At 42.0% G+C, this 15,087-nt stretch carries 12 protein-coding genes; 2 read left to right on the forward strand and 10 right to left on the reverse strand.

What is annotated here, in order from left to right:
* Positions 1-21 precede the first annotated feature (21 nt).
* Positions 22-2,214, reverse strand: a complete 2,193-nt coding sequence (locus AC57BQ_RS03460) for a S9 family peptidase (RefSeq protein ID WP_496404939.1) — start codon at positions 2,212-2,214, stop codon at positions 22-24.
* 710 nt (positions 2,215-2,924) lie between these two features.
* Here AC57BQ_RS03460 and AC57BQ_RS03465 point away from each other — a divergent pair.
* Positions 2,925-4,160: an ROK family transcriptional regulator gene (locus AC57BQ_RS03465; RefSeq protein WP_496404940.1), complete on the forward strand. Its 1,236-nt coding sequence runs from the start codon at positions 2,925-2,927 to the stop codon at positions 4,158-4,160.
* Positions 4,161-4,270: 110 nt separating this feature from the next.
* On the opposite strand, the gene AC57BQ_RS03470 is transcribed toward AC57BQ_RS03465, so the two are convergent.
* From AC57BQ_RS03470 to AC57BQ_RS03500, 7 genes are all read right to left on the reverse strand, one after another.
* Entirely contained in the window at positions 4,271-5,122 is an 852-nt protein-coding gene (locus tag AC57BQ_RS03470; protein WP_496404941.1) for a hydroxymethylglutaryl-CoA lyase-like TIM-barrel protein, read from the reverse strand.
* 111 nt (positions 5,123-5,233) lie between these two features.
* On the reverse strand, positions 5,234-6,547 hold the full coding sequence (locus AC57BQ_RS03475; protein ID WP_496404942.1) for an NAD(P)/FAD-dependent oxidoreductase: 1,314 nt from the start codon (positions 6,545-6,547) through the stop codon (positions 5,234-5,236).
* 125 nt (positions 6,548-6,672) lie between these two features.
* Positions 6,673-9,666, reverse strand: coding sequence for a protein translocase subunit SecDF (gene secDF, locus AC57BQ_RS03480; RefSeq protein WP_496404943.1), 2,994 nt, complete (start codon positions 9,664-9,666; stop codon positions 6,673-6,675).
* A 114-nt stretch (positions 9,667-9,780) separates the two neighbouring features.
* Positions 9,781-10,263: a dihydrofolate reductase gene (locus AC57BQ_RS03485; protein WP_496404944.1), complete on the reverse strand. Its 483-nt coding sequence runs from the start codon at positions 10,261-10,263 to the stop codon at positions 9,781-9,783.
* 49 nt (positions 10,264-10,312) lie between these two features.
* On the reverse strand, positions 10,313-10,693 hold the full coding sequence (locus AC57BQ_RS03490; RefSeq protein ID WP_496404945.1) for a type II toxin-antitoxin system death-on-curing family toxin: 381 nt from the start codon (positions 10,691-10,693) through the stop codon (positions 10,313-10,315).
* Positions 10,690-10,878 (reverse strand): hypothetical protein, encoded by a 189-nt coding sequence (locus AC57BQ_RS03495; RefSeq protein WP_496404946.1) that lies wholly within the window; start codon positions 10,876-10,878, stop codon positions 10,690-10,692. The genes AC57BQ_RS03490 and AC57BQ_RS03495 overlap by 4 nt, the downstream gene beginning before the upstream one ends.
* A 45-nt stretch (positions 10,879-10,923) precedes the next feature.
* Positions 10,924-11,745, reverse strand: a complete 822-nt coding sequence (locus AC57BQ_RS03500; RefSeq protein WP_496404947.1) for a thymidylate synthase — start codon at positions 11,743-11,745, stop codon at positions 10,924-10,926.
* 131 nt (positions 11,746-11,876) lie between these two features.
* On the opposite strand from AC57BQ_RS03500, the gene ispE reads away from it, so the two are divergent.
* Positions 11,877-12,716: a 4-(cytidine 5'-diphospho)-2-C-methyl-D-erythritol kinase gene (gene ispE / locus AC57BQ_RS03505; RefSeq protein WP_496404948.1), complete on the forward strand. Its 840-nt coding sequence runs from the start codon at positions 11,877-11,879 to the stop codon at positions 12,714-12,716.
* Between the two features lie 301 nt (positions 12,717-13,017).
* On the opposite strand, the gene AC57BQ_RS03510 is transcribed toward ispE, so the two are convergent.
* Positions 13,018-13,905 (reverse strand): NAD(P)-dependent oxidoreductase, encoded by an 888-nt coding sequence (locus AC57BQ_RS03510; RefSeq protein WP_496404949.1) that lies wholly within the window; start codon positions 13,903-13,905, stop codon positions 13,018-13,020.
* A gap of 15 nt (positions 13,906-13,920) precedes the next feature.
* Positions 13,921-14,199, reverse strand: coding sequence for a LapA family protein (locus AC57BQ_RS03515; RefSeq protein ID WP_090464855.1), 279 nt, complete (start codon positions 14,197-14,199; stop codon positions 13,921-13,923).
* Positions 14,200-15,087 lie beyond the last annotated feature (888 nt).

Below are 15,087 nucleotides of genomic sequence, written 5' to 3' on the forward strand. Positions count from 1 at the left end.
TGGATGTTTGAACTGACCAGGCTATCTCCCGCCCGGAGGGCAATGCTCTTTTAAATACTGAGTATATAACGTACGTAAATGCAAACTTGTTCCCGGCCCTTCATCTATTGCATGTGAACGATTTGGGTACGACATCAACTGAAACTGTTTATTATATTTAACCAACTCGTTAATCAGCATTTCGGCATTTTTATAATGCACATTATCATCTCCCGTGCCATGTATATATAACAGGTTTCCCCGTAAGTTTTTGGCATAAGTTATGGGCGATCCCTTGATAAATACTTCGCGGCTTGCACTGTCAACAGGTACGCCCATATAACGTTCCTGGTAAATATTATCATAGGTTAGCTGCCAGCCTACGGCCGCAATAGCAATACCGGTTTTGTAGATCTCCGGATACTGAAACATTAAGTTAAGCGTGGCTGAGCCGCCGCCGCTCCATCCCCAAACCGCTACCCTTGCAGTATCAATAAAGGGCCATTTCATTATTTCTTTGGCACCCATTGCCTGGTCTCTGGCGCCTACAATACCAACATTTTTGTAGACCGATTTCCGCCACTCCCGTCCTTTAGGTGCCGGCGTTCCACGATTATCCATTGAAATATAAATATAACCGTCATCGGCCATATTGCCAATATATTCCCAATTTTGAACCGCATAATATATATCTTCCACGGTCACAGCTGCAGGTTCGCCGTAAACATAAAATACAACGGGATACTTTTTAGTTGGATCAAAATTGGTGGGTTTTACCATCCAGCCATCCATTTCAACCCCATCAATAGTTTTTACTTTAAAAAACTCCGGTTTATTTTTAGCTTGCTCGTTTATCGCTATCACCTTTCCAGCAATATGTTGATGATCAGGCAAGCTGATCACTTCGCGTTGAAAAGGCGTATAACTATTGGTAAAGTCGTGCAAGGCAATTTTTCCGTTGGGCGAAATCGAATAAAAGTGTGTTCCCGGCAAATTCATAGGTGTCACCCGTTCGGCCTTGCCGCCACTTAGTTTTATGCGGTAAAGGTATTTTTGCGTAGCATTATCAGGCGAAGCCGTAAAATAAACATAACCACTTTTTTCGTCTATTAACTCCAGGCTTATCACATCATAATTACCTTTAGTGAGCAGCGTTTCCTTGCCGTTCTTATTTATTTTTGACAGGTGCCGCCAGCCATCTTTTTCACTCATCCACAAAAAATCCTTACCGCCGTTTATCCATTCCCATCCTGCCCCGTCACCATAATTCCAGCGCGACCGGATATCCACCCAGGCAGCATCATGCTCCTCATAAATAAGCCTTGATTTTCCATCAGCGGCATCGGCAACAAATATTTTGCTTTCGTTTTGTGCCCGGTTCATTTGTTGTAAAATGATCCTGTTTGAATTTGGTACCCATTCCATATTTAATATATAATGCTGCACCGCATCGCCGGGTACATCCATTCGGTTTATCTTACCGCTGGCAATATCAACAACCGCAATTTTACAGGAACTGGGATCTTCACCGGCAACAGGATATTCTACCGGAACCACGTAAGGATAAATTGAATCAGTGGTATTTAGCATTGAATAGGTTTTAACTTTACTGGCGTCAATTTGCCAGTAAGCGATCTGCTTGCCATCAGGCGACCAGCGGAAGCCATCCCTGTTATCAAATTCTTCTTCGTATGCCCAATCAAACGTACCGTTTATTAGTTTTTGGGTACCATCAAATGTCAATTGTTTAACTGTGCCCGCAGTCAGATCTTCTGCATAAATATTATGCTCACTTACATAAGCTGCTTTACTGCCGTCGGGCGAGAACTTGGCAAACATCAGCGATGAGGCAGGCCGGTCCTTACCTATTTGCTTTAAGGTTTTGGCATTAAGGTCATAAACCCAATAATCGCCACGGGTATTATAGCGCCAAACCTTTTTACTATTGGTGTAGATCAAAATCTTTTTACCGTCATCGGCCATAAAGAACTGGTTGATCATAAGTGCTTTTTTCCCGGGAGGAGTAAAGACCTCCGGACCTAAAAAAACAGTCTTCCGTTCCGGATCGTGCATATCTACTGTTAGTATGGTACTGTCTTTTGCCGAATAGTAGTGGTAGCCATCAGCTGTCCAATGTATTTTTGGCCGCCGCTGGGCTTTTACCATTATCTGCAAAAACAGGAGCATTAAAAGCATAACGTATTTTAGCTCCAGCCGGAAGTTTTTAATATTCATTGAATGCGTTTTTATCTTATTTGGGTAGAAATGCCTCCCGTTTAGTGCCCTCAAAATGAAAGTAAATGGGAATTAGTTTACTATCACCTTCAAAAATGATGTTTTAGTTTAATATTTCCAATGAATTATTCTTTACCTATTGAATGTTCTGATCTGGGTATTTAAACGTGGACACTTGAACTAGCAAGAGAGTTTGAAGGTTTAAAAACTGTTATGCAACGTTTTTACTTGCCGATAATTTTCGGTATATTTACAGTATAGCAGCCCGGTTCTCTTTTTATCAGAGTACCGGGCTGTTCTGTTAAGAGGCTAACAGGCCCAAAAATAGATCGTTTTTGATGCAGTTATTTGAAAATCAATATATTAATACTTTTTAAACCTTTCAAAACAGGCTGAAAATTTGTTAAAATTTGTTAAAATCGATAGTTTAATCAAAAATTTGATGCTTTTTGAGCCGATTTTACCCCGTTTTTGACTAAAAAAGTGTTAAAATTATAGGTTTAAAAAGTTTTGGAAAAAGGCGTACGGACTCATAGCTACAATATCTTTTTTTACTTTCTGTAGGCAATTGTTTCATTAATTTTGTCAATTAGACAGGTACCCTTATTGAGTGTAATAATTACAGTTGTAGTTAAATACTTTATTTATATTTTTATACAATTCAAAACACTAAGGCATTGCCTGTTATAAACCCAATTATAAATTATTGAATGGAACTGGAGAATAAAGGTGTAAAGGGCAGTCAGCTAAAAAATATGATCATTAAAACGCTTTATTTTAATAAAGCGATGTCATGCGCGGGTTTGAGCGAGTTATATGATAAAAGCATACCCTCAATAGCCAAAGCTGTTAATGAATTAATGGATGAGGGTTTTGTTGTTGAGGATGGTTATGCTCCTTCAAGCGGTGGCCGCAGACCGTTGATGTATTCAGTAAAGGCAAATACCATGTATATTCTGGCCATTGCACTTGACCAACTTACTGCACGGATCCAGCTTTTTGACCTGCTGAACAACGCTGTAGCCGATATGGTTACTTTTGAACTTAAATTGCTTAATAATCCCGATGCTCTGGCTAAACTGACCGGGGAGATCAACAACTATATCAAGGGTTCGGGCGTATCCAAAGAAAAGATAGCCGGGACAGGTATTGGTATGCCGGGCTTTATAAACGTTACCGAAGGGATAAATTACACTTATCTTGATGCCGGCGGCGAAAGTTTGACCGCTTATCTTACCGCCAAAACCGGTATTACTACCTATATCGACAACGATTCGAGTTTGATAGCCCTGGCCGAACAAAAATTCGGCATAGCCAAATCACAGAACGAGGTTATGGTGATCAACCTGGGCTGGGGTATTGGTTTAGGGATGATTGTGAATGGTAAGCTGTTCCGCGGTTATAATGGTTTCGCCGGTGAACTGAGCCACATACCTTTATCAGAAGATGGCGCGCTTTGCGAATGTGGTAAACGTGGTTGCCTGGAAGCAGAGGCCTCCATGCTGGTAGTGGCCAGAAAAGCCATTGCGGGTATTCAGCAGGGACGTATCACCAGTTTAAAATACAATAGTAACGATAATGACCACTCTAAACTCATGGGGGATGCTGTACTGGAAGCCGCCAACAATGGCGATCAGTTTGCTATTGAGCTGTTATCAGACGCGGGTTATAAAATAGGGAAGGCCCTGGCTATTCTCATCCACATCATGAACCCTGCTATTATTGTACTAAGCGGCAGGGGGGCTAAGGTGGCCAAGATACTCATGGCGCCTATACAGCAGGCTCTGCATAAATACTGCATCCCGAGGCTTGCTGGTGGTACTGAACTACTGGTATCTGAGCTGGGTTTTGATGCCGAGCTGATCGGCGCCGCCGTACTGGTAATGGAAAATTTTGATAAAAACAAAAAAGCAAAAATAAGCAAAGCGGCTAAAGTTGTGGCTTAGCCAATGTGCAGATAAGATCAGATGTGCAAATTTCAGATGTGCAGATTAAAAAAATCAAATTATCAATAAATTATTTCATCTGCACACTTGCACATTTGAAATTTGTACATCTAAGAAAACACTTTTCCAGAGTAATCCATAGCTTCCTGAAATTTGGCCAAATCAAGCCTCAGGAGCTCGTTTTGTGACTGGAGATATCCTATTAGGTTTTCGGTGGCGATGTTGCCTGTGAGGTCATCTGCGGCCATGGGGCAGCCTCCGTAACCCTTTAGTGCTACATCAAAACGTTTGCAACCGCTTTTATAAGCAGCTTCTATTTTGGGCTGCCAGGTATCAGGGGTAGAGTGTAGGTGGATGCCGAACTCTGTTTCCGGGAATTTACGGCATAGGTCGGGGTAAATACTGCTGATCTGTTCTGCCTGGGCAATGCCAATGGTATCGGCAAGTGCTATGTTTTTGATACCCAGACCAACAAGCTGTTCTGTCCATTGCTCTATGATGCCCGTATTCCATTCATCGCCATATGGATTGCCAAAACCCATAGACAGGTAAACTAATAATTGTTTACCGCTGGTATGGCATAACTCGTTGATCTTTTTTACGTTTTCAAAAGCTTGAGGGAGCGTAGTGTTGGTATTACGGATTTGAAAAGTTTCGGATATAGAAAAAGGATACCCTAAATAGGTAATCTCCTCATGTTTAACCGCGTCCTCGGCACCGCGGTAGTTGGCAATAATGGCCAGCAGTTTTGACCGGGTACTGCTTATATCCAGCTTTTTTAATACGTCGGCAGTGTCCTGTAGCTGTGGTATAGCTTTAGCGGATACAAAGCTCCCAAAATCGATAGTATCGAAACCTACCTGTAACAGCAGGTTGATATAGGCCGCTTTGATATCGGTTGGTACAAAATCATGCAGGCCCTGCATGGCGTCGCGGGGGCACTCGGTTATTTTTATGCTCATTTCAAGTACTAAGTCTGAGGTCTATAGTCCAAAGTTAGTTTTTAAGTCTGAAGTTTTGAATTTTTAAACCCGGTCTTAAGGCTTTATGACTTTCGGCTTGAGACTCAGAAATCAATCAACCGTTTTGGGTAAATGCTCATCTTCGGTAAGTCCTTCGCGTTCAAACTTGCGGATAATAAGCCTTGTACCGCCATTATAAGTAATATAGCTGGATACCCAGTTAATAAACACGATCACCTTGTTACGGCCACCTAAAAGCGATATTAAGTGAACGAACAGCCATACCAGCCAGGCAAAAAATCCCTGGAATTTTATTTTACCCAGATCGGCAACGGCTTTATTACGACCAACAGTAGCTAAGGAGCCCTTGTCGAAATACTTAAAAGGTGCCGTTGGTTCGTGGTTGATGAGTTGAGCTATGGATTTAGCCACATGCTGCCCCATTTGTATGGCCACCTGGGCCACGCCAGGGTGACCTTTAGGTGTTTCGTCGGTTATCATGGCTGCTACATCGCCAATGGCAAATATGTTGTTGGTGCCCACTACACGACAAATACTATCAGTCCTAATCCTGTTCCCGCGTTCAATAAAGCTGGGATCGATACCTTCGGGTATCACACCCATAACGCCGGCACTCCAGATCACAGTTTTGGTGCGGATGGTTTTACCACCTTCAAATTTGATCTCCTCGCCGTTGTAGCTTTCTACTTTTACGCCTAAAAGCACTTCGACGCCCATTTTTGTCAGAAATTCTTTAGTTGCGGCAGAAGCTTCGTCAGAAAAAGGGCCTAATACTTTTGGCAGGAAATCAACCAGGTACACTTTCATATCCTCCTTTTTGAGCTCTGGATAATCTTTGGCCAGGATATGATTGCGCAATTCTGCCAGTGCGCCCGATAGCTCCACACCGGTTGGCCCGGCGCCTACCAGTACAAAGGTAAGGTAGGGGGCACGTTCTTCCTGGGTGGGTTTTAATAGTGCTTCCTCAATGTTTTGCAGGATGGAATATCTTAGGTTAAGCGCCTCAGGAATAGATTTCATGGGCATCGAAAACTTTTCGATATCCTTATTTCCAAAAAAGTTGGTGGTTGAACCTGTAGCTATCACCAGGTAATCATAGGCTATTTCACCAATGGTGGTATCAATGGTGTTTTTTTCGGCATTTACTTTGGTTACCTCGGCAATCCTGAACCTGAAATTTTTTTGACTGGCAAAGTTCTTGCGCAGCGAAAAAGCGATGGATTCCGACTCAAGGCTGCCTGTGGCCACCTGGTATAAAAGCGGCTGAAACGTGTGGTAATTATGCTTATCGAGCATTAAAACCTCAACGGGCTTATCTTTCAGGTGCTTGGCTACCTGGAGCCCACCAAAGCCCCCGCCTACAATAACTACCAGTGGAAATTTGGAGCTGTCTGTTAAGTTCATAGCACAGGTGTTTTATTTTATGCAGAGATACAACAAATGCGTCTCTTTTAAACAATTTCAGATATCAATACAAACAAAAAAGGCCCCAAAAGTTCTTTGGGGCCTTGTAAATAAATTTATGGAGTTTATCTCAGGTCTTTTTTCCCAAAGTCAACAATAACCGGTGTTGCCACGCAGATAGACGAGTATGTTCCGAAGATCACACCGATCAATAATGCGAACGAGAATCCTTTGATCACATCGCCACCAAATATGAACAATACGATCAATACGAATACCACGGTTAAAGCGGTAATGATGGTACGGCTCAATGTACTGTTGATAGCCTGGTTAATTACTTCTTCAGGGTTATCAGTTTTTGCATGGTGCAATTCCAGGAACTCACGGATCCTGTCAAATACTACCACGGTATCGTTGATCGAGTAACCGATAACGGTTAATATCGCGGCAATGAACGCCTGATCAATATCCAGCGAGAATGGAAGTATACCTCTGAATAAAGAGAAGAATGATAATACCAATAATGCATCATGCGCGGTTGCTACCATTGCACCTAAGCTGAACTGCCATTTGCGGAAACGGATCAGGATGTACGCTGAGATCACAAATATGGCGAACAATACCGTATAGATAGCTGATGTTTTTAATTCATCAGCAACAGTGGCGCTCACTTTTGAGAAACCTACTATATCCTTATCGGTTATACGGGTAGCATCTTTGGTACCCAAAGCCTGGATCAATGTACTCCTTACTTTAGAGTCAGTGGCGGCATTATTATCCTTGATCAACAAGTTGGTAGTGATGCTCATTTTATCGGCACCAAATGTTTTAACCTCTGTACTGCGACCTAATGTAGCATCAACTGCATCATGGATAGCCTCAGTAGTAACGGCTTTATTAGGGAAAGTGATGATATAGTTACGACCGCCTTCAAAATCCACACCGTAGCTAAAGCCGCGGGTAAAGATGGATACTAAGCCAGCTAATATGAATATACCCGAGAAAGCGTAAAACTTGAAACGGTTTTTTACGAATTTGAAATTGGCGTTTTTGAAGGTATGTGAGCTCCATGGGTGAGAAAATTTAATATCCCAGCCTTTATCAAGCATCCACTCAAATATAACCCTTGAGATCAGCAATGAACAGAATAATGAGGTGATGATACCGATCATCAATGTGGTAGCGAAACCTTGTATCGGGCCCGAACCAAAGATGAATAGGATCAAACCGGTTAAGAACGTACTGATCTGTGAATCGAGAATAGACGGTAAAGCGTGTTTGAAACCATCGGCAACAGCTATTCTTAATGATTTGCCTAAACCCAGTTCTTCACGAACACGTTCGTAAACCAACACGTTAGCATCAACCGCAATACCCAGCGTGAGTACGATACCTGCTATACCCGGTAAGGTTAATACCGCGCCTAAGCTGGTTAATACGCCCATCAGGAAAAATATGTTGATGATAACCGCTACTACCGCTACAGTACCCGCACGGTTGTAATAAGCGATCATGAATATCAATACCACAACCAAACCTAATATACTTGAGGTAACACCGGCATTGATAGCTTCCTGACCTAATGACGGACCTACTACTGATTCTGATATGATGTGAGCAGGAGCAGGTAAACGACCAGCTTTTAATACGTTGGCCAAATCCTTGGTATCCTCGATGGTGAAGTTTCCGGAGATAGAGGATACCCCACCAGAGATCTCGTTCTGTACATTTGGTGCAGAGTATACATTATCATCCAATACAATGGCTACCGCTTTTTTATTGGTACCTGATGATGCCTCAGCAGTAACGGTACGCCATTTCTGGGCACCTTCTGAGTTCATGATCATCACAACCTCTGGATTTCCTTTAGGATCATTATCGGCACGGGCATCAGTGATCACATCGCCAGATAATACCGGACCGTTTTCGGCGCCTGTTAATTTGATGGCATATAATGCAAACGCTTTGTCCTTATTATTTTTTAATGGTTTTACCTCCCAAAGAAATTTCAGGTTGCGTGGTATTACCGCTTGCACATCGGCGCTATGCAGGTAAGAGTTAACTTTAGCTGTATCTCTCAATGGTGAGTAACCTACAACCGGACCCTGGCCCAATTGCTGCTGACCGCTTGTTGGATCCTGACCAATGTTTGGAGACAACACAGCAAACAGTGGGTGCAATGCCGTGAATTGTGTTTTGCTGGCCAATGCTGCCGCAGATGTATCTTTAGCGGCATTTTTTTGAACCTTGCTCAATAATGAACCTGCTTTAGCCGCAGTATCAGTTTTAGCTGTAGCTGTTGTAGTAGCTTTTGCTTTTGACGAATCTGCTTTAGCTGTTTTATTTTTTGCAGCCAACAAGTTGTCAATATTGGCTATGTATTGATAAGCTTCGGTATTATCATAAGTTTCATAAAACTCCAGCTTGGCAGAACCTTGTAACAATTTACGAACCCGCTCGGGTTCTTTTACCCCAGGCAACTCAACCAGGATACGGTTTGAGCTTTGCTCTAACTGAATGTTAGGCTGCGTAACACCAAACTGGTTGATACGGGTATTCAAAACCGTATACGATTGTTTTACCGCAGTATTGGCCTGATCTTTCAAATAAGCTTGAACTTCGCTGTTGGAGGCGTTAAACTTTAAGTGATCCTGATTATCCTTTGTTGAAAAGATAGCAGCCAGTTTACCGTTTGGATTCAGTTTCTCATACTCGCTAACAAATAACGAAATGAAATCTTTTTGATTGGTTTTAGCATCAGCCTGTAATTTATCGGCATTAGCCAAAGCCTGGTTAAACACAACATCCGGATTGTTGTTGGCAATTTTCCTCACCAGCTCGTCAAGCGAAATTTGCATGGTAACGTTCATACCACCTTTAAGGTCGAGACCTAATGCCAATTCTCTTTGGAGAACGTATTGATAATTGTGTTTGAACAACGGATATACCGGTTGCGTCGACATCGAATCCAGATACGCTGTTTCTCTCTTAGGGTCACCCTTTGAATATACTTTGGCATCACTTTGAACTTTGCGCGCCACCCACGTGAAAGATAGCTGGTATAAGCATACTACAGCCAGCAGAATGGCGAAAAATTTAATAACCCCTTTACCTTGCATCGAATTATAATATGTAATTAATTAGTTTATAAGCTTTTTTTAATAAGACGGCAAATCTAATAAAATTTCGCAAGCATGAAATTTTAAATTAAAACAATTTGATGACAGAAAATGTTAGCGGCGTTCCAACGTGATGAAGGAGTACCTGTACTTGTTTTTTTCGTCGGGCTCAAAATTTTCCCGTTCCGTCTCTTTCCATTCCTGCGGATCAAGCTCCGGGAAAAAGGTATCACCATCAAAATCCTGATCGATCACAGTTAAATAGATACGATCGGTAAGCGGAATGGCTTGCCGGTAAATTTGGGCGCCACCAACAATAAATACCTCACCCTCGCCGGCGCAAAGCTCGAGAGCATCTTCTATAGAACCTGCAACTTCACAGCCTTCAATAGTGATGGACTGCTGGGTTATTACTATGTTACGGCGTTTGGGTAATGGTTTACCAACCGACTCGTAGGTTTTACGCCCCATAATCACGGTATGCCCGGTGGTGACATCTTTAAAATGTTTCAGGTCGTTGGGCAGGTACCAGAGTAATTTATTGTCTTTGCCGATAGCGTGGTTTTTGGCCGTGGCAACTATGATAGATGTGGTCATTATTGGTTTATTAGTATTATTGGTTCAATAGTTCATTGGTCTGAGCGGTTTAATTTGTTTTCTTGGCTTTTCCAGCCAACCAAACTTTTATACCGTCAAAATTTAGTTCTCCTTTACTTGCTGATATTGTCATATCATACTTTTCATCTTCAGTGGCGGTAATATCAACTTCAAATTCAAGAAGAGTTAGCCTGAGTAAAACGTAGGCGGTTCTTTTATTACCGTCAAGAAAAGGATGATTAATAATAATACTCTCGAAAACTGCAGCAGCTTTATCAATAGCTTCCGGATATAGGTACTGTCCATCAAATGTTGCGTATGGCCGTGCAATGGCCGCTTCTAAACCGCCTTGGTCTCTGATTCCTTTGCTGCCCCCAAATTTTTCGATCAATATGTTATGGATAAGCAAAGTTGTTTGCAAATCGATCATTGAGCCAGCTTTTGTAGTAACTCTTTATCTTCAGAAAGAATTTTCCTCAAATTATTAGTGAGTTTTATTTGATCAGGCGACTGTACCTGCAATTCTTTTACAAAATCTAAAATATCCTGCAATACAGTTTCAGGCACTTGGTCAAGTACTTTTTGTATCTCTTTTTTTATCTGAACCGAAGTCATCCTCAAATTTATTAAATTTTTACAGGAACAGCAAGCATGACCCAATTACACCGCCACTGCAGCTTTAATATGCGGCCATGGATCATAGTTCTCCAAAGTGAAATCTTCAAACTTAAAAGCGAAGATGTCTTTAACTTCAGGGTTGATCTTCATGGTTGGCAACGGACGCGGTTCGCGGCTCAGCTGCAAACGGGCCTGATCCATGTGATTATTGTACAAGTGGGCATCACCAAAAGTGTGGATGAAATCGCCATAATCCAGATCACAAACCTGTGCCATCATCATGGTGAGCAGAGCATAAGATGCGATATTGAAAGGTACTCCCAAAAATATGTCGGCACTGCGTTGATAAAGCTGACAAGACAACTTACCCTTCAATTCTCCCTTCAAGGGGTTAGGGGGCTCCACATAAAACTGAAACAGACTATGGCAGGGTGGCAGCGCCATCTGGTTCACGTCGGCAACGTTCCATGCCGATACGATCATGCGGCGCGAGTCGGGATTGTTTTTAATTTGATTTACCACCTGGGTTATCTGGTCAATGTGCCCTCCGTCGGGTTTTGGCCATGAGCGCCACTGGTAGCCGTACACCGGTCCAAGGTTGCCCTCGGCATCTGCCCACTCATCCCAGATGCGAACGCCGTTTTCTTTCAGATAGCTGATATTGGTATCGCCACTCAAAAACCAGATGAGTTCATGAATGATGGATTTAAGGTGTAATTTTTTGGTGGTCACCATAGGGAAACCATCTTTGAGGTTGAAACGCATCTGGTAGCCAAACACACTTACCGTACCGGTTCCTGTCCTGTCATGCTTTTGCGCTCCGGTTTCCATCACATGGCTCATCAAATCGAGATACTGTTTCATTTTTTTGTTAATATAGGTTGATTGAGTGGATTGATTAAGATTTAAAGAAACCTAATGAACCAATGAACTTATGAACCGGTGAACTTTTTCAAAAGGCAAAGAAAAATAATCTAATTTTGGTATCCTAACAGATGTGCAAAAATACAAGCGGTGTTAGTCTTTTTTCTATGATCCTTTTTCCGAACGCAAAAATAAACATTGGCCTGAACATTATCGAACGCCGGCCCGACGGTTATCATAATCTGGAAACCATTTTTTACCCCATCAACATTAAAGATGCGCTTGAAGTTGTGGTGAGCGATAAACTGAGCTTTGAGTCTACCGGTTTGGAGGTCCCAGGCAGGGTAGAGGACAACCTATGCATCAAAGGATATCATTTATTAAAAAATGACCATAACCTGCCACCGGTGAGTATTCATCTCCATAAAAATATCCCGATAGGGGCCGGACTGGGTGGTGGCTCGGCTGATGCTGCTTATTTTATCAGGTTGATGAATCAGCAATTTGAGCTCGGACTGTCTGTTGCTGAAATGACCGGTTACGCGCGCAGGCTTGGTGCCGACTGTGCTTTCTTTATCGAAAATAAACCGGTATTCGCTTTTGAGATGGGCGACGAATTTGAGTCGATCAAATTGGATCTGTCCAAATATAAAATTGCTTTGGTAATGCCAGATGTTCACATATCCACTGCCGAGGCTTTCAGAGGGATTAAACCATCCCCCGCAAAAGAATCATTGTTTGATCTGATCGCTGAGCCCATCACCGAATGGAAAAAAAATATCAAAAATGATTTCGAAGCATCGATATTTAAAAACCATGTAGAAATACGGGGTGTTAAAGCGGCTTTGTATGAAGCTGGTGCGATCTACGCTAGCATGAGCGGGAGTGGAGCCTCGGTATTTGGCATATTTGAACAAACGCCCAACCTGCAACATCTGGAAGCAGAGAACGAGGTGTTTTATGATGTATAGTAAAGCATAATCCCTGAACAGGCGGGCCATTTTGTTACAAAAAGTGGGTTTACATGGTTTACACTTTTTATGGTTAACATTGATTTAATTAATTGATAATCAATAAATTAAGTCAATTGTGCAACAAAATAGTGTAAACCATGATTTGTCTGAATTTAAGTCCATCTCAAGGGACTCTGCGTTTGTATCACCACGCATCATTGCGAGGCACGAAGCAATCCCAATAAGCAGAGCCGCTCTGTAGGTCGGGGATTGCCACGCTATCGCTCGCAATGACGAGAAGGAGATAAATTCCCCTTAATCAAACTCCCGCGTCTTCGCTTACGCCCCGTCCAATAGCCTCTACCCAATCAGTCTCGCCCCAGCCTTTTGCCATAGCGCTCAATAAGCGGCTGTGTAAGGCATTTACAAGCGGCATGGGTGTCTGACTTGCCTGAGATAATTTAAATGCAAGACGCGCGTCCTTATAGCCTAGTTTTGATTTGAAGCCTACCGGCTCATATTGCTTGTTGGCGATAGCCCGGCCATAGTTTTGAAAAATGGGGACATTGAACAATGTCGATCCGAAAAAATTAGCCACCTGTGCCCGATCCAGTCCATTCTTCTCTGCAAGGGTATAAGCCTCCGCCATGAGTTCCATCGAAGCCATGATCATAAAGTTACCTGCAATTTTTATCACGTTTGCTCCGCCCGCAGATTCACCAAAATCTATAACACCCTGGCCTAAGCAATCCAGTACAGGTTTGGCTGTATCCTTGGCATGCTGATCGCCGGATACGCATATCCAGAGTTTGCGGGCTTCAGCGGCTTCGGCCCGGCCAAACACCGGAGCGGCCAGATAGTGGCTGCCGGCTTCTTCATGAAGCAGGGTAAGTTGTTCGGACGTTTCTGGTGAAACGGTGCTCATGGAAATGTGCAGGGCATGCTCCGGCAATTTTTCCAGTATGCCCTGATCGCCCAAGGTTATTTCTTTCAGCACCTCGTCGTCCGAAAGTATTGTGATCACCATATGAGCTCCCTCGGATGCATCAGCAGGTGTTTGGCATTTGGTGACGTATGCAGGATCGAGCCCATCTATTTTTGAAAGGGTGCGATTATAAACTTGTAAATGATAACCCGACTTGATGAGATTTTGTGCCATAGGTATGCCTATGTTACCGAGGCCGATAAATCCGATTTTCTTTTCCATGATTGTTATTAGATGTTAGCTGATATACTCTCTGTCTTCGTCGCTTAGTGTATTGGGGTCTTCTTTCTTGTGGATGTTGTCATGATAGCCTTCAATGTCAAACTTTGCTTTCTTGGGTCGGCCAACAAGCCAGCCCAAAATAAAAGCCACCACGGCTACCACTGCCATCATCGTCAATTTTGAAATATAAAAATTGGAGAATAAAAAAGCGAACGGAACCTTGTCTGTGTTTTGCACCAATGCTGCTGTGAGCAAAATGGTGATAACTATTATAGTGATTGTTTTAATGCTCATGACGATTTGGTTTAACAGTTTATACAATATCCGGTTTTTAAATCTTTATTAAAAATCATTTTCGTTTAGCGCTTTTTAAAAACTGAAAAACATGGAGGGAGCAGGTGGTTAAAAATGGAGCACCTGAAAATTGGTTTTCGATCATCGTGAAAAAAATGGAAATGATTTTTGATGGTTTTGAATTTTAAGCCCGGAAGAAAACCGACCGAAATGAAACCGCGATTTTGAGAGGTCCGGGATCACGGAATCAAATCCTGATCTGACGATCCTGGTTCTGTTGTGTTTTGGCTGTTCGCGCCTCTTGCATCACCACGATCTCTGGCCCGAAAATAGGCTCCTGTTCCTCCGCTGAGAATCCAAAAAATTCCACCGGATTTAATTTTTTGTATACAACCGGGGGTGTTGTGTCAATTTTATTTCATTCCTTATTTTTAAGTTCATAACACTATCTGTGAACTTTTAAATCAATTCCATAACCTGTAGTATTTAGTTATATAATTAGTTTTATATATCTGAATATTAAGTGTATAAACACATTATTTAAGTATATGAATTTTTATTGCTAATTTTTTTAGTTTTTTGTTGTTTTAGTTAAATCTATTTTGTTTAACTTTTACTTTTAGTAACCGAATTAAATATTTGATTATTAAAATTTTATATATTTTATAAAATGACTGTTTTAAAAATTTTCGAATAGGAATTTTGTTTAAAAAGTAGCTTAAGAGATATTTTTATGTAATTGCCTATTTTTTTATTTGGTACACTAACTAAAAAATAGATTTTGGCGCTGTTGCGCGCGGAGATGTTTAAACGGTGCCAAACCCGTCGAAAAATAATAATGCCCTACAGGGCTTAAAAATGGCTTTCAAAACCGGGGGCTTTCTATCC

Source organism: Mucilaginibacter sp. BGA-UO-ETr-C110, assembly GCF_059567985.1.